We start from the raw sequence: 19314 nt of genomic DNA on the forward strand, positions 1-19314 counted from the left end.
TTTCCAACAATATGAAAAAAACCGTACTCTGCAGCGCCCTGCTGGCTGCCTTTTGCCTCGCGGGCACGGCGCAAGCCGCGCCTGCCAACACTGCGCCTTCCTTCACGCAGGAAGCGGAAGAACTGTCGCGCCTGCCTAGCGGCGGGTGGCTGCTACTCGACAAGCACGGCTTGCGCCTGTTTGACGCAGCCGGCCAGGAACAGGACCGCATCGCCGTGCGCGCCAAGCAACTGGACACGCGCAGCGATGGCGGCAAGGTGCTGGCCGTGTTCCTTGAGGCGGACACGCAGCGCCCCCTGCCCGTCTCCATCGACGTGCAGGCCGGCAAGTTGAACCGCCTGGCGCCATTTCCCGTTCCCACATTTTCCGTGGAAGCGTCATGCCTGTACCGCGACGCCCAGCAGCTGGCCCATCTTTTCTTGATCGGCAAGGATGGGCAAGCGGAACAGTGGGTGATGCAGGGCGAGCAGCGCAGCCTGGTGCGCAAACTGGCCTTGCCGCCGCACGCCAAGCATTGCCGGGTCGACGATGGCGCCCAGCGCCTGCTGGTGAGCGAGTCCAACATGGGCGTGTGGGCGTATGACGCCGAGTCCGAAGGCATGAGCAAGCGCGAAGTAGTCGCCCTGCGCAAGCCGTATGGCCAGCTGGACGGTGGCGCCGGTGCACTGGCCGTGCTGCCGGGCGGCGTAGCCGTGCTCGACGGCAAGGCAGACAAGCTGCATCTGTTCTCCCGCCAGGGAAGTCAATGGACGGCGCAGCCAGCCCAAGCCGTCGCCTTGAACGTGCGCAAGGGTGAAAGCCAGCTGGCGCTGGACAGGGACTCCTTGCTGCTGCGCGGCAAGAACGGTTGGCAGGCGCGGCCCTTGAAATGGGCTGGCAAAGCGGAAACGCAGCCTGCCGTGGCCATCATCGCCCCGCAAGCCCAGACGGAGCCGATGGCGCGCCAGGGCGACGCGGCCGACGATCCAGCCATCTGGCTGTCCAGCAACCCTGCCGACGCGCGCATCCTCGGCACCAACAAGAAACAGGGTTTATTGGTCTACGACCTGCAAGGCAAGCAGACCCAGTTGCTGGAAGTGGGACGCCTGAACAACGTCGACGTGCGGCAGAACATCCAGTTCGGCAGCAACAAGGTCGACCTGGCCGTGGCCACCCAGCGCGACGACAACAGCATGATGTTGTTCACCATCAACGCCAGCGGCGACGTGGCGGAAGCGGGCCGCTTCCCTACTGGCCTGAAAAGCATCTACGGCATGTGTCTGTACCAGCCAGCCAGCGGCGGCGTGGAAGCGTTCATCAACGACAAGGACGGCACCTTCCAGCAGTACAGCATCGGCCTGGAAGGAAATAAGTTCAGCGCCACCCTCTTGCGCAGCTTCAAGGTCGCCACCCAACCGGAAGGCTGCGTGGCCGACGACGCCAACGCCCGCTTGTTCCTGGGCGAAGAAACGCGCGGCATCTGGACCACCTCGGCCGACGCCGCCAAACCGGACGCCCTCACCATGGTCTTGCCCGTGGGCGCGAACCTGACGGCCGACGTGGAAGGCATGGCCATCTACCGCCAGCCAAGCGCCAAGCCGGACACCGGCTACCTGATCGTTTCCAGCCAGGGCGACAGCAGCTACGTGGTGCTCGACGCGCAAGCGCCATATGCAGTGCGCGGGCGCGTCAAGGTGGGATTCAACCTGCCCGCCGGCATCGACGGCACCTCGGAAACGGACGGCCTCGACGTCACCTCCGCCAACCTGGGCGGCGCGTACGCGCAAGGCATGCTGGTAATTCAGGACGGCTACAAGCGCCTGCCCGATGGACCGCAGAACTTCAAGTATGTGGCGTGGGGGGATGTGGCGAAGGCGTTGAAGCTGGACTAATCAGACTGGAGCGGGGCCGGCCCCGCCGGAGGAATGCGCACCAATGGGGCGCATTCCAATCCCGAGGAGCCGGGCTCCGATACTATCCGCGCGGCATATCGATATGAAATGGCAGGCGCTTGCCGCACAAGTCCACCCTACCCGACACGGCTAGTCGATCCGCCGACAATTCAATGATGTTGACGGCCGACACGTCACCATATTCCATCATATAGATACCCGATTCCTCCGCCTCGGGATGCATATCCAGCATCCCGATCGCAAACGCTCCTCCCTGCCCTTCCGGTATGCGCAAGCCATGCAGGAAAAAAGCCGGCGGATACAGCGCCCACGACCATTCCGCATCCTCCGGCTCGGTCAAGCGCATGAACACCTCATCGTCGCCATGGATATCGATATTCAGCTCCAGCATGCCGCTGCCATGCGCTTCCAGACTAATGCTTGATTTCGCTACATCCACTTCAAAATTGGTGTTGCCGATACTAAAAACAGTCATTCAATACTTCTCCTGAGTTACAAGCAAATAGACGGCGCGATAAACAGCAAGAAATGCAGGATTGCCGTGTCTTCACCATATTAATTTAACTATTGTCAATGCGCACAGCAATGACATTAAACTTTACCACCTTTAATAATGCCAATGAATGCAAGAAAGGGGCGTTTACTCTGTAAAACAGGTAAAACTTGTAATGTCCGCTTGCGCCCCAAAGCGGACATAGACAGATCATTGCGTTTCGCCGGCCGCAGTCGCATACGGTGGTGAGCGAACAATTTCAAACGTTACTGGAATGCCGATAGCTTGGCTCATCGCGAATGCTTGCGCGACCTCAAAATCCAAGAAGTAGCCAAGCTCCCATTTAAGCTTGCCTGCCTTGTATTGCGCTTCAAGTAGAGCAGGCTCAAATCGCTCGGAAAACGCAAGTACCTTCTTTAACTTCATAAGAGATTTCAGAGCGTTAGGTCCGGGATCGATACAGGCTGTTCCAATGAAGAGATCACTTATTTGCATCTCCGATAGATCCGGGATGTAGTGGCAACGTACGGCGCACTCATTGCCACACACTTTGCAGTACCAAATCTCCAAGCTCGATTTGTCCACTGGTCTATCAAAGCTGGAATTTCCGCAGGTGAGACATTTCATCTTGCCGCCACATTCACAAAATTAGCGTTATTCGCCATGTGGATTGGATTCCCATTCATCCGCTCTTGGCCGGTTGCCGTCATTGGCAGGTTCCGCCCCAAAGCGGACCATCGAGAACTAGGATTCCCTCTTGATGGTAATGTTGTTTGCGCGAATTCTGATGTCGCCGAAGTCACCTTCAAGGATTGCACCATCTTCAGTTGTCGCCGCACCTTCAAGCTCACCAAGACTTGGAACATTCTCACGAGTTGTGAAGTTCCCGGCAAAACGAAGTTCGCCAACTTCAAATCCAATTGGCGAGCCATCGGAATTTGTCGCCAGCAACTCAAATCGTGTCCCGTCATAGTCAATCAACTTCGTCAGAAAATAGGAATGGCGCTGCTCCAGGTAGAAGGAGAGCACGTAGGTCTCAGCTAGGTCTTCGATCTTCATGCACGATCATTCCTTTAATATTCCTGGCGTTGTTCACGTATTTGGCTAGGTCCGCTTTTGGCCGAACGCGGCCGAACAGGTGAGGATAGCATCTTGCCTTCGTGCAAAGCTCACGGTTTGTCACCATGAGGCAGAAGCCGCCCCGAAGCCGTCATTCAAGAAGACGCTTGATGCGGCCGATTTCTGTTATTTGGGGCGTCAACGCCGAATCAAAATCAACGTACAGTAGCAGGAAGGACGGAGGGCGCCCATCCCGAGTTCGCAGTCTTCACCTGAACCCAGCTATTCTCACTAAATCGGTACTCCAGCTTCTTTTGATAATGACCCATGCCACCGTATTCGACTGTTAGCCAAATACAATGATGGCCGGCGATATCGCTAATAAGCCTGCGCATCGGTACAGAATCATCGATGATAGCGTCAGTCGGATTGAATTTTCCACCAATATCGGCAATACCCGAGGTGCCAGTCTTATCATGCCCCAATAAATCCAAAATCTGAGCAGGGAGTTTATCCAAGGATGTCACTGCCTTTCCTTCGTCGCCATCACATCGCGAGTCTTGCGCACAGGCCTGAGTAGAGCAACCAAGCATGAAAATCAACAAGGCGGCATACTTAAGTTTCATTTTTAAAGCTCGTTCTTTGATGATTGCTGTCCGTAGTCGTCTGCTTATGGACGGTTGCCGTCGTTGGCAGCTTTCGCCTCACAGCAGACCTTCCCTTGACTGATTGCAACTGGCATCAATAGCCGTTGGGCAGACTCATTGCAATGAACTCGACTCCATTGGACTGCAGTTGGGTTCGGGTCGCCGTCAAGAATCGTCCTGCTGCCGTAGTAGGTACATGCTCGTAGACCAGCTCAATTCGAACAGCTTTGCCCTTTGCTGCTGGCAACGTTTCGACCACCTGTCCACTGGCAATAAACGCGAGATAGGCCCCGATTTTTCTCTCGATCAGACTGAAGTGCGCCTCTTGATCGTCCCAAGGAAGGTGATCCGAAATTATAAGGACGGCTTTTCCATCAGCCTTCGATATTCCTAACCCATCGACAACGTCAGAACTATCAATACTCATCGTCTTTCTTTCTGGTCACAGGTACCAAAGTAATAGTTAATGCTCTGGGAGCGGAAATGGACCGTCCGCTTTTGGCCGGTTGCAGTCAAGTCTCAATTCGCAGACGACTACGAAGGCGCTTGATCGATACTATTTCAAATATTGCTCCCGCGACAAAGAGAATTCCTGCACCCGACTCAAACCCGAAGGAGTAAGCGATGAGGGCAGCAGCAACGAACCCGGCGGTAATCAAATGACACATAGCAATCTCCAGATTTCTAAAAAATGGAATGGCTTATAATGGCCGGCTACGGCCAGTTCAATCACACGCAACTTCATAAATCGCAGACTCTTCCTCAGGTCCTCTGATGCGGATGACCTTGAACTGAGACACGGAGAATTTGAAAGCAACCAGCAACTCTTCTACTGACTCCGTTAAAGACTTCGCCCACTCAACCACAGCTACCTCAGTTTCTTCACCAGGTTCAATATCGGCGAGGGCTCGAAGTTCTCGACGCTCAGGGAGACATGCGATGGGAATGAAATCATCGAAACCCTGTTCACTGATTATTTTTCGTGCAATACCAGCAAATTCGTCTAATTTCATATCTTTGTTTCCTTTGTTTGCACTCCGCTTGGAAGGTCTTCTTTTGGCCGACTGCCGTCTAACGTTGCCAAATCAATTTTAAATCTCCGTCGACAAAGCCGACGGCAACGGCCTTTGCTTCTTTCAGCTTCTTTGTGGCGACCGAAGACTTTTCCATCACACTCAAAACTAGCTGCTCTATGCCGTGCAAGCATGCCTCCCAACCACCACTAACAAACCCACGAGGAATAAATATAGAACGTGGACTCGCGACCCATACCTCACCACAGGCCCAGTCTGAATCTCCCGCATCAAACTCGTCACATCCTACTAATTCGATGCCGTAATTTGCCTGTGCCGAGTCCAATTCAAAGATGTTGAAGGAAAATGCTACTACAATGCTTGGTATCTCTGGCGCCAGCGCCGATGCAAGCCAACTCTCGAATTCTTTAGAAAACTCCATATCCAATTTCAACCAGTTTGCCTCCTATTAAATTCATTGTCCGTCCGGTTCTGGCCGGCAGCGGTCCGTGAGCATAACGAATTACCAAGCGAGAAAAGTCACACATTGTCACGTCAACGTGAATGTCTGCTTCTGGCCGAACGCGGCCGTCGGCCCCTAGCATTGCAGCTTGCCCAGCTGCAAAACCCACCAATTCTCACAGTCGACCGATGACCCCATAGCGGACCTTCGCATTGCGGTGGCTTGTTACACTTTATCTCGTCGCCAAAACAAATAAAAAATCAAGCTACAAACGAAACCATGCACTCCGAACCCTAGAGCAGTTACAGCGTAGTCTACCCACGCTAACCCCGTCGGATGGCTATTTTCATAAAGCATAAGGGCATGTCCGTCCCATTGTCTATTTGTAGTAGAACCATCAAGGTTTTGGGGACGCCCTATGACAAAGTAGGGAATCATCGCGAGGAGGCTACCACAGCAACTTAGACTTAAGAAGTTTAGTTTTTGTGTCCGATGAAGCGCATCAAAGCATGGGATTCCGAATAAGAGTATTACCAGACTCGAAATGACCAGGACCGCTGCAAAGTAAAAAATAAGAACATCAAGGGGAAAACTGACTAGATGAAATTCGCCTAAAAAGAGCAGAGAGAACGTAGCTAACCCGAGCAGTGGCTGCAACAAAATGGCGACAAGGGCTGCAAGCGCAATATGCCGAGTCTTCATAAAAATCTCTCAGTATCTCAATGGCCGGTATTGGCTGCGGATTCAATCGGTGGTCGCAACACTCAAACCTAAATTCCTAGGTTACAGGAGTGTTGAAGATGAAACAGAAACCACGCATTTATTACACCGAGACGCAGAAGGCCTTGATGTGGGAACGCTGGAAGCAAGGCGACTCTCTGCAGATGATAGCCCAGCTGTTTAATCGGAATCACTCGTCGATACAGCGGATTCTGGCTGAATCTGGTGGCATACGGCCAGCGCAGCGATGCCGTTCCAGACTGGCGCTGACACTGGCCGAACGCGAGGAGGTCTCGCGCGCCATCGTTACCGGCGTATCCATCCGCGCACTTGCCAGGCGCCTTGGACGTGCACCATCGACCATCAGCAGGGAACTCAGGCGCAATGGTGGCCGCGAAGCATATCGTGCGATTCAGGCGGATCAGCATGCTTGGGATCAGGCGCATCGCCCCAAACCTTGTAAGCTGACGGAGAGCCGCATGCTGGCCAACATGGTTGCCAGCAAGCTCCAATTGCAGTGGTCGCCGGAACAGATTGCTGGCTGGCTCAAGCAGCTGTTCACGAGCCACGAGGAGTATCACGTGTCGCACGAAACCATTTACCGCAGCCTCTACATCCAGGCCCGAGGCGCCTTAAAGAAAGAGCTGCTGGAACACTTGCGCCGGACGCGCGCTATGCGCCGCTCACGTCATCACACCCCAAAAACGGACAACCACGGCAGAATTGTCGACGCCGTGCCGATCAGCGAGCGTCCAGCGACTGCAGCGGATCGAGCAGTGCCCGGGCATTGGGAGGGGGACCTGCTCTGCGGCAGCCACAACAGCCAGATCGTCACCTTGGTCGAGCGCCAGACGCGGTACGTCATGCTAGTGAAAGTTGCCGCCAAGGACACCGAAACGGTTGTAAATGCGCTGATCGACAATGCCTGCAGGCTGCCCCACGAACTGTATAAATCACTGACCTGGGACAGAGGCAAAGAGATGGCTGGCCACAAGCGTTTTACTTTGGCCACCGACATCCAGGTCTACTTCTGCGATCCACAGAATCCATGGCAGCGCGGTTCAAATGAAAATACCAATGGCCTGTTGCGCCAGTATTTCCCCAAGGGGCTGGATATTTCTACTTATTCACAAGAGCAACTCGATGCGGTAGCCAGACGACTCAACGAGCGCCCCAGGAAGACGCCACACTACCAAACACCGGCTCAACGATTTGAACAGTGTGTTGCGTTGACCGATTGAATCCGCAACCCATTCCGGACGTTGGCCAATCACTCTGAGTCGTTTGTTTCATGCCATGGCCAGTCATGAAATGAACGGATGAGATTAGCGGTCGGGCTAAGTGTCCAATAGATGATGGTGCCTACCCGCTGCTTTTGCTCATGCGTCAAACTTGCTTCCTGCATGAACGACCGGTAAGCATCATTCAGAAAGTGCTTGCAGAACCATGAAATCAAAAAGAATGGCACTTCCTTAGTGCTGACATTCCACTTGGATTTTGCAATTTCGGCTAGAAGTTCCTCACAGCTCCGAGTGGGAGTGGGGTCGATCTCAACCAATAGGCAAGCAGCTACGCTAGCGCCTCTCCCGCTTGAGATCGACTGAGTAAAAAGAAAATTGAAGAGTTCCTGCTGTGGACTTGTACTCAGCTCCAGAGCCAAGGCAACGAAATCGTCATAGTTGACGACGCGCTCGAAACGTTGGAGGGTTAATTCCTCATTCATACTGGGTCTCCGTTCATGAGTGATTTTCCACCGCGTTTCGAACTATGCAGTTGAAGGGCCGCTTTTGGCCGGCTGCTGTCGTTGGTGGCTTCCGCCCCACAGCCGACCTTTCTTAACCAATGCTAGCTTGGAAAATTCGATCGCTGGAAGCGAGAAATGCGTTTGGATCCTTGACGAATCTGGATGCAGACGATGCTTTCAGGGCTTCTGTCACTTGTTCCACTATGGGAGCGATAACTCGTCCCCCTTCGCACAGTACTATGCAGTACCCACAGTCATCAGCAATAGCAACGATGCTTTCGAGCAGCCTGATATTCAGATTTGAACAATCCAGACGAACGTCAACGGAATCGTCCCAAACCTGTATGTCGTCTGTTTTAGAATTGCCATACATAGTCGCCTCAGCGCTCCAAGAATCAGCTACGGGCAAAACACTCTTCGCGAGGGCATGTATGGCAGATTTGTCTACGCCTTCCCAATAATTTGGCCAAACCATTTCATCATCGAAACTTGCGTCTGGCACAACAGCAGCAAACTGAAGCAGGAAATCAGGCATTTTGCCATGTATTTCGACAATCCTTCTTGCGGGAATCAAGGTGAACTTGAATTGCCATACTGCCATTGAAATTCTCCAGTATTCAAAAAAGCTCGACCGTTCTATCCCCGAACTCTTTGTCGAACGACCGCTTCTGGCCGATTACCGACTCTTTTAGTCAAAATGCCGATTAGCATTAGTATCAATCTTTAACGTGCTAATGGTAAAGGCTGTTCGATTAGGAGCGGCTACTTCTGACCATTCGTAAACAATTCCGCAACTGTAGCGTATTTTGCAACATGATATCGAAAAACAAGCCGCAATGCACCAGTCATGTCAGCAACTACCTCGTTAAATCTCCTCGGCTTACCAATCTGCCAGCGACTGCCAGCCTCAGGCATATTAAAATACCGTCCCATGACCTCCCCCGCCTCGACCTCCTCCCTCCCCGACAGCATCCTGCTCCCTTCCCTGGCCGTATTGGGAGGGCAGATTTCCGTCAATCTGGGGGCGGCGATTGCGAAGAATCTGTTTCCTGTCATTGGCGTGGAAGGGATTACGGCGTACCGGGTGGGGTTTTCGGCGCTGATACTGCTGGCCATCTTTCGGCCCTGGCGCTACCGGCTGACGCGCAAGGATGTGCTGAATTTGCTGGTCTACGGTTCCGTGCTGGGGTTGATGAACTTGCTCATTTACCGGGCGTTTGCGCTGATACCGATCGGTATCGCGGTCGCCATCGAGGTGACGGGGCCGCTGGCCGTGGCCATGCTGTCGTCGCGCCGGCCGCGCGATTTGCTGGCCGTCGCGTGCGCCGTGTTCGGCTTATATCTGCTGCTGCCGCTGCAAGGCAGTCCAGGCAGCCTGGACCCGGTCGGCGTGGCGTATGCGCTGGGAGCGGCGCTGTGCTGGGCGCTGTATATCATCTTCGGCAAGCGGGCCTCGACCTTGCAAGGTGGTCAAGCCGTGGCCTGGGGCATGACGGTGGCGGCCATGGTGACGGTGCCCATCGGCATCACCTACTCGGGCACGGCCCTGCTGGCGCCGTCGATTGCCTTGATGGGCCTGGCCATTGCCATGCTGTCCAGCGCCCTGCCGTACTCTCTGGAAATCTTTGCCTTGCGCCGCTTGCCGCAAGGCGTGTTCGGTATGTTCAGCAGCGCGGCGCCCGCCGTCAGCGCACTGGCCGCCATGGCCGTGCTGGGAGAACTGCTGAGCCTGACCCAATGGCTGGCCATCGCCTGCATCGTGTTCGCGTCGGCCATGGCGGCGCTGGGCGCACAGGGCGGCAAGCGCTAGCGGCCTTCAGGCCATCCCGTATCGATTCCTGCGCGCTTCCCTTCCTGCCGCCATTCCCGCAGCCATTCCTGCGCCGCCTGGCATTGCTGCGCCGCTGACGGATAGGTTTTGATGCCCGCCTGTAAAATACGTCATTGCTTGCCATATCGTGCACTTCCGCCTCAACGATGACCTATCCATTTCTTTTTCGCTTGTTTTCCCCTCTCGCCGCCGCAGCCTTGCTGCTGGCGCCAGTCGCCGCCGCACAGGCGGCCGCTCCTGCCGCCCCCACGGGCAATGCCGAAGCGGGCAAGGCGGCCTTTCGCAAGTGCGCCTCTTGCCATCAGGTGGGACCATCGGCGCGCGGCGGCTTCGGCCCCAAGCTGACGGGCGTGATCGGCCGCAAGGCCGGTGCCACCACCGACTATAAATACTCGGCGGCCATGAAAAACGCGAATATCGTCTGGACCGAGCAAAACCTGGCCGGCTTCCTGAAAGCACCGAGCGACTTCATTCCTGGCAATAACATGCGTTTCTGGGGCATCGGCAACGCCCAGCAAGTGGCCGATTTGCTGGCCTACCTGCGCACCCAGTAAGCGCATGCAATAAACATATGCAACAACGTCAGCGTGCAAGCTGGCTGTGCGCCAGCCTGCACGCAGGCTGGCACATGCACGCGCACAAGGCGGCATCAGGCCCGTGACGCCAGATCCAATTCCCGGCGCTTGCAGCACGCCCTTGCGCTTCTTGTCCGCCGCCTCATAGTCGCGCAGACGACTCTAAGGCTTGGCCGGCAGCTTGCGCACGCACAGATAGATGGAATACAGCGCCGCCAGCCCTACCAGCACGTACACGCCGCGCGACGCCGTCGACATGGCGCCCAGGATGCGGGCCACGATATCGATATCGAACAAGCCCACCAGCGCCCAGTTCAAACCGCCCACGATCAGCAGGATCATCGAGATCCAGTCGACCACGTTCAGACGCTTGGCCGACATTTCCTCATTTGCCGCACCGTCCGATCCTGCCTGGATATTCGCCATGTCAGCCTCCTGTGAATAAGAAGAAAGACCCGCCGTCGGGTCTGTGCAAGAAACAGTGTAGGCGCTGCACCGGCATGCGCCAGTCGGACGATACCGGGTATCGAGGTAGGACGCGTCTGTAATACGGCGAGTGATTTTATCTGGCAACAAATCATGCCGCTGTTGCTAAACAGGCAGTGACTAATTCCAATATGGAAATATTAATAGATTACTTAGTACCGCACTGCTACACTCATTTCACCCCAGCAACTTCAGGGGACAAGCGCCACGCCATGCCGCAGGCATGGGAGACGGCCACCATGGGACAACAGCTGAGGGGACATGAATATTTCAAACATACGTATCGGTGTGCGCCTGACCACAGGCTTTTTGCTCACTTCGCTTTTACTGGCCGTGGTAGTGGTCATCAGCACGTGGCAGTTGTCGACCGTGAGCGGGGAAATCGATAGCAGCGTGAACCAGCGCTATGCGCGCATCGCGCAATTGCAGGCCACGCGCAACAGTACGCAAGAACAAGCCGCCCTCCGTGAACTCGACCAGCAGATCGCCACGCAATCGGCGCAGATGCGCACGGCGGCGGAGGCGGCCATGGCCCGCGCGCACGATACCAGCGTGCTGATCATTGCGCTGGGCCTGGTCGGCGGCGTGTTGAGCCTGGCGACGGCCTGGTTCATCAGCAGTGGCATCGTGCGGCCCTTGCGGCATGCCGTCAAAGTGGCGCGCAAGGTGGCTGGCGGCGACTTGAGCGAACATATCCGCGTCGATTCCCGCGATGAAGTGGGGCAACTGCTGCAAGCCCTGAAAGACATGAATGCCAGCTTGATCACGATCGTGGGCGAGGTGCGCGGCGGCACGCACGACATCGCGGGCGCCTCGGGCGAAATCGCCGCCGGCAACCTGGACTTGTCGCAGCGCACGCAGGCGCAAGCCAGTTCGCTGGAACGCACGGCCGCCTCGATGGACGAGCTGACGGGCACCGTCAAGCAAAATGCCGATAACGCACGGCAGGCCAATCAGCTGGCGCAATCGGCCGCCGCTGTGGCAGGCAAAGGGGGCACGGTAGTGGCGCAAGTAGTCGATACCATGAGCTCGATCAACGCTTCGTCGAAAAAGATCGTTGACATCATCGGCGTCATCGACGCCATCGCCTTCCAGACGAATATCCTGGCCTTGAACGCGGCCGTGGAAGCGGCCCGCGCCGGAGAGCAAGGGCGCGGCTTTGCCGTCGTGGCCGCTGAAGTCCGCACGCTGGCGCAACGCTCGGCCGGCGCGGCCAGGGAAATCAAGCAACTGATCGGCGACTCCGTCGAGCGGGTCGATGCAGGCGCGCGCCTGGTCGATACGGCCGGCGCCACCATGCGCGAAATCGTGGCCAGCGTGCACCGCGTAACGGACATCATAGGCGAAATCAGCATGGCCAGCGGCGAGCAATTGTCCGGCATCGAACAAGTCAATGCCGCCATCGTGCAAATGGAACAGGTAACGCAACAAAACGCAGCCCTGGTGGAACAGGCATCGTCCGCGGCGGCCAGCATGCAGCAGCGCGCCACTCTACTGTCAGGCACGGTTGGCATCTTCAAGCTGAGCCGTGATCAAGTGTCAGCCCAAGCCGCGCACGGCATCAGCCTGGTAGCCGCACAGACCACGCACGCCGTCACCGCGCCGGCAAACCGCACTACCGCAAGCGTTAGAGCGCGGCTGAAAGCCTGAGTTCCCAGCTCATCGCCGCGCCGCGATAAATTCGCTATAGCTGCTTGTACATGACCGTGGTGGCGTCCAGCCGGTCGCCGGCCGGCGCCAGCGCATAGCCGGGGATGCTGCCCGCCGCCACGTAGCCGAGCGACAAGTACAACGGTTCGGCATGGTCGCTGCTGCGCGTGTCCAGAGTCAGCAGGCTGCGCGGCAAGAGGCGCGCCTGCTCTTCCAGCGCCTGCATCAGCTGGCGCGCGAGGCCGCGCCGGCGAAAAGCGGGTGCGACCAGCAGCTTGCGCACTTCGGCCCGGTGCGCCTGGTTGGGATTGGTATCCCAGTCCAGCTGCACGGCGCCGGCCACCGTCCCTTCCACCTCGGCCACCAGCAACAGGCGCACGCCGCGCGTGACGGCCGGCAAGACGTTATCCATCCAAAACGCCTGGCTGGCCGCCGTGTCGAACGGCAAGATAAAACCGATGCTGGCGCCGTCGTGCACGCATGCCTGCAGCAGCGCGCCCAGCTCCGGCAAGCGTTCGAGAATATCGGCGGATGAAAAATGGCGCAGCGATGCGGGCATGGCGACCTCAGACAAGAAAGAGAAAATAGCGGGCGCCGCTGTCCGGCGGCGTGATGAAGGCGCTGGCGCCGTGCAGCTGATAACGCAGGCAATCGCCGGCCAGCAAGTCGTGCGAGCGGCCGTCGACGGTCACGTTCAGCTTGCCTTCCTGCAGCAGCAGATGATGTTCCATGCCGGGCCGGGGCGAGGCCGCGTAGGTGATCGTCACGCCAGCGCCCAGCTCGCATTCGAGCGCTTCGCCGGCCAGCGCCCGCGCCGGGGGCGAGACGGAGCGGCGGATAAAACCGGTGTCCGGGTCCGTCCACACGCTTTGCTGGGCCCGCCGCAGCAGGGGCGGGAAATCGTCTTCCACCATGCGCAGCAGGCGCGACATGGCCAAGCCATACGCGGCGCACAGCTTGCCCAGCACGTTTGTCGTCGGGCTGACTTCGCCATTTTCCAGGCGCGATAAAGTCGCGCGGCTGACCTGGCTGGCACTGGCCAGCTGATCCAGCGACCAGCCCCGCTCCACGCGCAACTGTTTTAAACGCGCCGCCAGCCGCTGTTCCGTATCGTTCTCTGTGAGCGCTGAATTTTCCATATATGGGAATTTATCCCTCATATGAAAAACAGTCAAGCTGTTTGAGCGCGCTAGCCCGCCATGCGCGACGCGTGGCGGCACAATTCCAGGAAACCCGTCAAACGGGGCGAAAGGATCTTTTTAGACTGGCGAATCAGGTAAAAGTTGCGCTCCAATGGCGGCAGCATGGTTTCCAGTTCCACCAATTGCCCGCTGGCCAGCAAATCGGCCACCACCACCCGCGACAGGCAGGCGATGCCCAGCCCGGCCGCCGCGCCATACTTGATCGCTTCCGAGTTGCTGAACTCGCCTGCGGCGCGCAGGTAGTGCAAATACGGCACCAGCGCCTGTTCCACGGCTTCACGCGTGCCCGAGCCCGCTTCACGCAGCAGCCAGCCCGCCTGGTTCAGTTCCGTAAAACTGAGCAGATGGCGCAGTTTCGCCAGCGGATGCGTGGGCGCGGCCACGATCAGCATCTGGTCCGTCAGCCACGGCTCCACCAGCAAGCCCGCTTCGTGGCACGGCCCTTCGATCAGGCCGATATCGACACGGAATTCCGCCACGGCGGCCGCGATGTCGGCCGTGTTGGCAATCGTCACTTGCGGGATGCTGCGGCCGTACTGCTGCGCCGCCTGCGCCAGGATCTGCGGCAACAGATAAATGCCGATGGTCGTGCTGGCGCCGATTTGCAGGCTGACGGGCACGGACGGGTCGGCGCCCGCGAACTGGCGCTCGATGCTGGCGGCCCCGTCGCGCATCTGCCGCGCCTGCGGCAACAGCAGGCGGCCATTGTCGTTGAGCAGCAAACGCTTGCCCACCCGGTCGAACAGTTGCGCGCCCAGCAGCGCTTCCAGTTCATTCAGGGCCGCGCTGGTGGCCGATTGCGACAGCGCAATGTGTTCGGCCGCCGCGCTGGTGCTGCCCGTGTCCGCCACGGCCAGGAAAATCTGTAACTGCCGCAAGGTCAACGCCATTTTATTTACCTATTTTATCGGTTAAACATACAAAAACAATCCGTTTTACCATTTAATCGACGAACTGTACAGTCATGCCATACGCATAAAAACATGGAGTACGGCATGTCTTCCCTCTCAAGCACCAATACAACAAGTTTCAGCGACCGCTACGGCCGCCTGCTGCCGGGCCTGCTGCTCAGCGGCGTGATCGCCTATGGCGCCATTGCGCTGGGCAAGCTGGAATGGATGCAAAGCCACGGCATGAGCGCGCTCACCCTGGCCATCATGCTCGGCATCGTGCTGGGCAACAGCGTGTATGGCCGCCTGGCGCCCACCTGCGGCGCGGGCGTGGCCTTTTCCAAGCAGACATTATTGCGACTCGGCATCATCCTCTACGGCTTCCGCCTGACCTTCCAGGATATCGGCCAGGTCGGCTTGGCCGGCATCGTCATCGACGCGCTGGTGCTGGCGTCCACGTTTGGCCTGGCCATGTTCCTTGGCACCAAGGTGTTCAAACTGGAACGCAACAGCGCCATTCTGATCGGCGCGGGCAGCTCGATCTGCGGCGCGGCGGCCGTGATGGCAACCGAGCCCGTCGTCAAGGGGCGCAGCGAGGATGTCACCGTGGCAGTCTCCACCGTTGTTGTGTTCGGCACCATCGCCATCTTCCTGTATCCCCTGCTGTACCGGTGGAACCTGGACTGGCATGTGCTGGGCGCCACGCCCACCGCGTTCGGCGTGTACATCGGTTCGACCGTGCATGAGGTGGCGCAAGTGGTGGCGGCTGGCAAGTCGATCGGGCAAGAGGCGGCGAATGCGGCCGTGATCGCCAAGATGGTGCGCGTGATGATGCTGGCGCCGTTTCTCGTCATCCTGTCGGCGGTCTTGGCGCGCAGCAAGGCCAGGAGCGGCAACGGCGGCCACGACAAGGCGGCCAAGCTGGCCATCCCCTGGTTCGCCTTCATCTTCATCGGCGTGGTCGCATTCAATTCGCTGGGCCTGCTGCCAGCAAGCATGGTGGCCACCATCACCGATATCGACACGGCCTTGCTCGCCATGGCCATGGCGGCCCTGGGCTTGACGACGCACATGTCGGCCATCCGCCGCGCCGGCATCAAGCCCCTGCTGCTGGCCGGCCTGCTGTTCTGCTGGCTGATCGCCGGTGGCGCCGCCATCAACCATGTGGTCGCCAGCCTGTTTGCATGACACTCGCCCGTGTCGGGCCGGGGTAGCCGACACGGGAGTCGAAAACTTCGTACAATAAGCGTGTTTTGACTCTCAATCCGGCTCCGGCCCCACCCAGGAACACCCATGCATCTCTCGAACTGGCTGCTTTTCTGCAGCGTCGCCCTGCTCGTCACGTTTTCTCCCGGCCCGGCCGTCCTGCTGGCCATCTCGAATGCCATCGCCGTCGGACCGCGCCGCGCCATGATCAGCAGCATGGGCAATGGTTTCGGCTTGTTCATCATTTCCGGCGTGGCCATGGCCGGCATGGGCGTCGTGCTGGCCACCTCGGCCACGGCCTTCATGCTGCTGAAACTGGCTGGTGCCCTGTACCTGGTGTTCCTGGGCATCAAGCAATGGCGCAGCAAGACCAGCGTCGTGGCCGATGCGTCCGTGGCACCCGGCGCGGCGAATCCCAACACATTCTGGAAACTGTTCCGCCAGGGCTTGACGGTGGCGCTGACGAATCCGAAAGCCATCCTGTTCTTCTCGGCATTGTTTCCGCAATTCATCACGCCGGGCGAACCGGTGGCCATCCAGTTCACCGTGCTGACGACCTCGTTTGTCGCCTGCGCCATGCTGGCCCACTTGTTCTACGCCAACCTGGCGCGCCTGCTGAAAACCCAGCTGGCCACGCCGGGCCGGGCCAAGCTGTTCAACCGCATCTGCGGCGGCGCCTTCGTCTTGCTGGGCCTGAGCCTGCTGCGTCTGCGCAGCAAGGCAGCGTAACTAGTCTTTTTCCGTCAAGAACGCCTCGATGCTGGCCGCCAGGGCCAGCGGCGTTTCATTCATCGGATAGTGTCCCGCATTGCCCAGCACCTCGAGCCGGGCTTGCGGGTACCACGCCAGATACGTGCGGCGCATCAGGGCCGCGTCAAAACGGGGGTCGTGCTCCCCCACCAGCGCCAGCAACGGCAGTGCCACGCGCGCCGCCTTGATTTCTTCACTGAAATCCGTCCCGCTCCACGCGAGGAAGTAGCGTGCAAACGCGGCCCGATCCGCACTCTCCCACGAATATTGCGCCTTCCAGTCCAGCCAGGCGGCAGGCAAGCGTCCACCCGTGCTGCGGTCGATGATGGCGCGCCGCGCCTGCTGGTTGCCGCTGGCGTCGAGAAACAATTGCCGCGCCGCCCCGTCGAACGCCACGCCGCAGCTGGGCACGGGCGCCACGGCCACCAGTTTGCGCAAGCGCAAGGGCGCCATCAAGGCCAGCCGTTCCAGCGCCATGCCGCCCATCGAGTGGCCCACCACGCTGAAGGTGGCAAAACCGAGCGCATCGGCCAAGGCCAGCGCGTCGCGGGCGACCTCTTCCATCGAATACTCACCGGCCGCGCCACGCATGCCGCCATAGCCGCGATTGTCCATGAAGACATAGCTGAACGCGCCGCCGTCGAGACCCGCTTCCATCGGAGAAAAAGCGTGGGCGTCGCCAAACCAGCCGTGCAGGACGATGACGGCGTGCGGGCCATGGCCCACGCGATGATAGGTATTGTGCATGTTCACTCCTGAAAAGAGTGTGATGGTAAGCGGGCGGCAAGCGGCCCGCCTTCGATGACAGGTCAAATGCTGTAGAGTATGGGCCATGGATGATTTTTATACGGAAGTGCCCCGCCCCTTGATCGCCACGGCGCGCGACCATGCCGCCGATGCCGTCTTTCCCAGCCATAGCCATGCGCGCGGGCAATTCGCCTATGCGGCGCGCGGGGTCATCAGCGTGCACACACCGCAAGGCAACTGGCTGGTGCCGCCGCAGCGGGCTTGCTGGGTACCGGCCCGGCTTTCGCACGGCATGCGCATGCATGGCGCCGTGACCATGCACAATGTGTTTATCGACGCACCGGCCATCGCCGGGATGGGCTTGCCGCCCCATTGCCAGGTGCTGGACGCCTCGCCGCTGCTGCGCCAGTTGCTGGCCGAGGCTGTGACCGTGGAAACCTTGTACATCGAAGCATCGCGTGCCGGACGACTGATGGCCTTGCTGCTCGACGAAATTGCCGCTGCCAGCCCCCTGCCCCTGAGCGCCCCGCTGCCGCAGGAACCCCGGCTGGCGCGCCTGTGCATGGACATGCTGCGGCAACCGAGCCTGGACAGCAGCCTGGATGCGATGGCGGCGCAGGCCGGCATGAGCCGGCGCACCTTTACGCGGCAATTCCGCGCCCAGACGGGGCTGGCCTTTGCCCAATGGCGCCAGCAAGCGTGCCTGCTGGCGGCCATCACGCGGCTGGCGGACGGGCAAGCCGTCACCCGTGTCGCGCTCGACCTCGGCTATGCCAGCCCCAGCGCCTTCACGGCCGCCTTCCGCCGCGTACTGGGCCAGGCGCCCAGCGACTATCTGGCCTAGGCAATAATGGCGGCGATGCGCTGCGACAATGCCTGCGCCAGTTTCTGCACGTGGTAGCCATCGACAAAGCCATGGTGCGCTTGCGCGGAAAACGGCACCCGCATGCGGCCATCCTCTTGCGCGGGGCCAAACTTGCCCCAGGTAAAGGTCGGGATATCGGCATCGCGGTGGCGGTGGATCGGGTGTTCGATGGCCGCCAGCTCCAGCCACGGCAGGCAGGTGATGAAGATATTGTTGCGCTGCTCGCGCTCGGTTTCCCCCTCGCCCGTATTGATCAGCGCGGAGCTGGCTTCCGCGAAGCGCTTGGCTGCCAGGCTGCGTTCGATGAACAGGTCTAACTGGTCCGTCATCGTGAAACGCGTGTAATTGAGGTTATCGTCGCCGTTGATGACGGTATAGGAAGCGGGAAAATCGTCGATCCTGATCACTTCGCCCTGGTAGATGCGGTACATGAACTGATCGATCTCCCGCACCGTGTTCAGCAGGCAAAACAGGAAAAAGTGAAACACGGGGATTTTCCGTTCCCTGCACCAGGGCCGGAAGTCCGGCACGTCGAGCTGGAAGTTGATGTTGACGAGGGGATTGTCAAACGCCCGGAACAAGTCATAGCGGTCGCGCCGCTTTTCAAAATTTTTCATGCGGCGAGTGTAGACGATGGGGGGACTGGCGGGCAAGTCATGCCGTATCGGCTTGCCAGTAACTTATCAATGCGACATGGAGCACCAATCGCTGCCTGTTATTCCTCACTGCGGCTTGACTGCCTGGCGCGCAAATCAAGAAAAACATGCCCCAGGATTTTTTTACCGTGTATATCGACGATCACCGTCAGATAAGTATCATCGCGGGGAACGGGAATGCCGATGTGCTGAAACTTTCCATCTGACGACTCATAAATATGCGCGACCTGCCAATTCCAGTCCGCGGCGTCGCCAAAGTCACTCCCGATGACCAGATCGGCATATGCCCAAAGATCGACGACTTCCCTGGCGGTCTCGGTCACCTTCAGCATAGGCGCATGGAAGGTTTTTTGATATTCGTCATTCGACAGTAACTGTGTTTTCATTTTTTATCTGCATTTGGCCGCCGACCGGGATAAGCCGGT

At 58.6% G+C, this 19314-nt stretch carries 24 protein-coding genes; 8 read left to right on the forward strand and 16 right to left on the reverse strand.

Translation table 11 applies throughout. The features are described 5' to 3' along the window. Positions 1-11 precede the first annotated feature (11 nt). A complete protein-coding gene (locus O3300_RS03850; protein ID WP_305052089.1) occupies positions 12-1871 on the forward strand; it encodes a phytase in 1860 nt (619 codons plus the stop codon). Positions 1872-1953: 82 nt separating this feature from the next. Here O3300_RS03850 and O3300_RS03855 read toward each other — a convergent pair whose 3' ends face one another. From O3300_RS03855 to O3300_RS03885, 7 genes are all read right to left on the reverse strand, one after another. Continuing rightward, positions 1954-2367, reverse strand: a complete 414-nt coding sequence (locus O3300_RS03855; RefSeq protein WP_305052090.1) for a hypothetical protein — start codon at positions 2365-2367, stop codon at positions 1954-1956. A 228-nt stretch (positions 2368-2595) separates the two neighbouring features. Further along, positions 2596-3012 carry a hypothetical protein gene (locus O3300_RS03860; RefSeq protein WP_305052091.1) on the reverse strand — a complete coding sequence of 139 codons (417 nt, stop codon included), beginning with the start codon at positions 3010-3012 and terminating at the stop codon, positions 2596-2598. A gap of 117 nt (positions 3013-3129) precedes the next feature. Beyond that, entirely contained in the window at positions 3130-3444 is a 315-nt protein-coding gene (locus tag O3300_RS03865; protein WP_305052092.1) for a hypothetical protein, read from the reverse strand. A 215-nt stretch (positions 3445-3659) separates the two neighbouring features. Next, positions 3660-4070, reverse strand: a complete 411-nt coding sequence (locus O3300_RS03870; RefSeq protein ID WP_305052093.1) for a hypothetical protein — start codon at positions 4068-4070, stop codon at positions 3660-3662. 115 nt (positions 4071-4185) lie between these two features. Continuing rightward, complete coding sequence (locus tag O3300_RS03875) at positions 4186-4518, reverse strand: DUF6572 domain-containing protein (RefSeq protein WP_305052094.1); 333 nt, start codon at positions 4516-4518, stop codon at positions 4186-4188. Positions 4519-4816: 298 nt separating this feature from the next. Then, on the reverse strand, positions 4817-5104 hold the full coding sequence (locus tag O3300_RS03880; protein WP_305052095.1) for a hypothetical protein: 288 nt from the start codon (positions 5102-5104) through the stop codon (positions 4817-4819). A gap of 58 nt (positions 5105-5162) precedes the next feature. Then, a complete protein-coding gene (locus O3300_RS03885) occupies positions 5163-5558 on the reverse strand; it encodes a hypothetical protein (protein WP_305052096.1) in 396 nt (131 codons plus the stop codon). 809 nt (positions 5559-6367) lie between these two features. On the opposite strand from O3300_RS03885, the gene O3300_RS03890 reads away from it, so the two are divergent. Further along, entirely contained in the window at positions 6368-7528 is a 1161-nt protein-coding gene (locus O3300_RS03890; RefSeq protein WP_305052097.1) for an IS30 family transposase, read from the forward strand. Between the two features lie 29 nt (positions 7529-7557). On the opposite strand, the gene O3300_RS03895 is transcribed toward O3300_RS03890, so the two are convergent. Together O3300_RS03895 and O3300_RS03900 are read right to left on the reverse strand one after the other, a co-directional pair. Next, the gene (locus O3300_RS03895; protein WP_305052098.1) at positions 7558-8010 is read right to left on the reverse strand and encodes a hypothetical protein; all 453 of its coding nucleotides are present in this window, start codon (positions 8008-8010) and stop codon (positions 7558-7560) included. Positions 8011-8122: 112 nt separating this feature from the next. Further along, positions 8123-8632, reverse strand: a complete 510-nt coding sequence (locus tag O3300_RS03900) for a hypothetical protein (protein ID WP_305052099.1) — start codon at positions 8630-8632, stop codon at positions 8123-8125. A 330-nt stretch (positions 8633-8962) separates the two neighbouring features. Between O3300_RS03900 and O3300_RS03905 the strand changes: the two genes are divergently transcribed. Next, the gene (locus O3300_RS03905; RefSeq protein WP_289897765.1) at positions 8963-9841 is read left to right on the forward strand and encodes an EamA family transporter; all 879 of its coding nucleotides are present in this window, start codon (positions 8963-8965) and stop codon (positions 9839-9841) included. Between the two features lie 167 nt (positions 9842-10008). Further along, entirely contained in the window at positions 10009-10416 is a 408-nt protein-coding gene (locus O3300_RS03910) for a cytochrome c family protein (protein ID WP_305052100.1), read from the forward strand. Between the two features lie 183 nt (positions 10417-10599). Here the strand turns inward: O3300_RS03910 and O3300_RS03915 are convergent, their stop codons facing one another. Continuing rightward, positions 10600-10863 (reverse strand): DUF378 domain-containing protein, encoded by a 264-nt coding sequence (locus O3300_RS03915; RefSeq protein ID WP_218965320.1) that lies wholly within the window; start codon positions 10861-10863, stop codon positions 10600-10602. Between the two features lie 321 nt (positions 10864-11184). Here O3300_RS03915 and O3300_RS03920 point away from each other — a divergent pair, with 321 nt between their 5' ends. Next, entirely contained in the window at positions 11185-12573 is a 1389-nt protein-coding gene (locus O3300_RS03920; protein WP_305052101.1) for a methyl-accepting chemotaxis protein, read from the forward strand. Positions 12574-12607: 34 nt separating this feature from the next. On the opposite strand, the gene O3300_RS03925 is transcribed toward O3300_RS03920, so the two are convergent. The 3 genes from O3300_RS03925 to O3300_RS03935 are packed head-to-tail and all read right to left on the reverse strand — an operon-like array spanning position 12608 to position 14665. Further along, on the reverse strand, positions 12608-13132 hold the full coding sequence (locus tag O3300_RS03925) for a GNAT family N-acetyltransferase (RefSeq protein WP_305052102.1): 525 nt from the start codon (positions 13130-13132) through the stop codon (positions 12608-12610). A gap of 7 nt (positions 13133-13139) precedes the next feature. After that, a complete protein-coding gene (locus tag O3300_RS03930; RefSeq protein ID WP_305052103.1) occupies positions 13140-13712 on the reverse strand; it encodes a helix-turn-helix domain-containing protein in 573 nt (190 codons plus the stop codon). A gap of 50 nt (positions 13713-13762) precedes the next feature. Further along, entirely contained in the window at positions 13763-14665 is a 903-nt protein-coding gene (locus tag O3300_RS03935) for a LysR family transcriptional regulator (protein ID WP_305052104.1), read from the reverse strand. Between the two features lie 105 nt (positions 14666-14770). Here O3300_RS03935 and O3300_RS03940 point away from each other — a divergent pair, with 105 nt between their 5' ends. Beyond that, positions 14771-15853: a YeiH family protein gene (locus O3300_RS03940; RefSeq protein ID WP_305052105.1), complete on the forward strand. Its 1083-nt coding sequence runs from the start codon at positions 14771-14773 to the stop codon at positions 15851-15853. A 105-nt stretch (positions 15854-15958) separates the two neighbouring features. Continuing rightward, entirely contained in the window at positions 15959-16600 is a 642-nt protein-coding gene (locus O3300_RS03945; protein ID WP_305052106.1) for a LysE family translocator, read from the forward strand. Here O3300_RS03945 and O3300_RS03950 read toward each other — a convergent pair whose 3' ends face one another. Then, on the reverse strand, positions 16601-17368 hold the full coding sequence (locus O3300_RS03950) for an alpha/beta fold hydrolase (protein ID WP_305052107.1): 768 nt from the start codon (positions 17366-17368) through the stop codon (positions 16601-16603). A gap of 85 nt (positions 17369-17453) precedes the next feature. On the opposite strand from O3300_RS03950, the gene O3300_RS03955 reads away from it, so the two are divergent. Beyond that, the gene (locus tag O3300_RS03955; RefSeq protein WP_305052108.1) at positions 17454-18212 is read left to right on the forward strand and encodes a helix-turn-helix domain-containing protein; all 759 of its coding nucleotides are present in this window, start codon (positions 17454-17456) and stop codon (positions 18210-18212) included. On the opposite strand, the gene O3300_RS03960 is transcribed toward O3300_RS03955, so the two are convergent. Together O3300_RS03960 and O3300_RS03965 are read right to left on the reverse strand one after the other, a co-directional pair. After that, the gene (locus O3300_RS03960; protein WP_305052109.1) at positions 18209-18850 is read right to left on the reverse strand and encodes a CatA-like O-acetyltransferase; all 642 of its coding nucleotides are present in this window, start codon (positions 18848-18850) and stop codon (positions 18209-18211) included. The two genes, O3300_RS03955 and O3300_RS03960, sit on opposite strands and share 4 nt — an antisense overlap. A 98-nt stretch (positions 18851-18948) precedes the next feature. Beyond that, positions 18949-19275 (reverse strand): hypothetical protein, encoded by a 327-nt coding sequence (locus O3300_RS03965; protein WP_305052110.1) that lies wholly within the window; start codon positions 19273-19275, stop codon positions 18949-18951. Positions 19276-19314: the final 39 nt, after the last annotated feature.

The sequence above is a fragment of the Janthinobacterium sp. SUN206 genome (assembly GCF_030587305.1).
GTDB classification, from domain to species: Bacteria; Pseudomonadota; Gammaproteobacteria; order Burkholderiales; family Burkholderiaceae_D; genus Janthinobacterium; species Janthinobacterium kumbetense.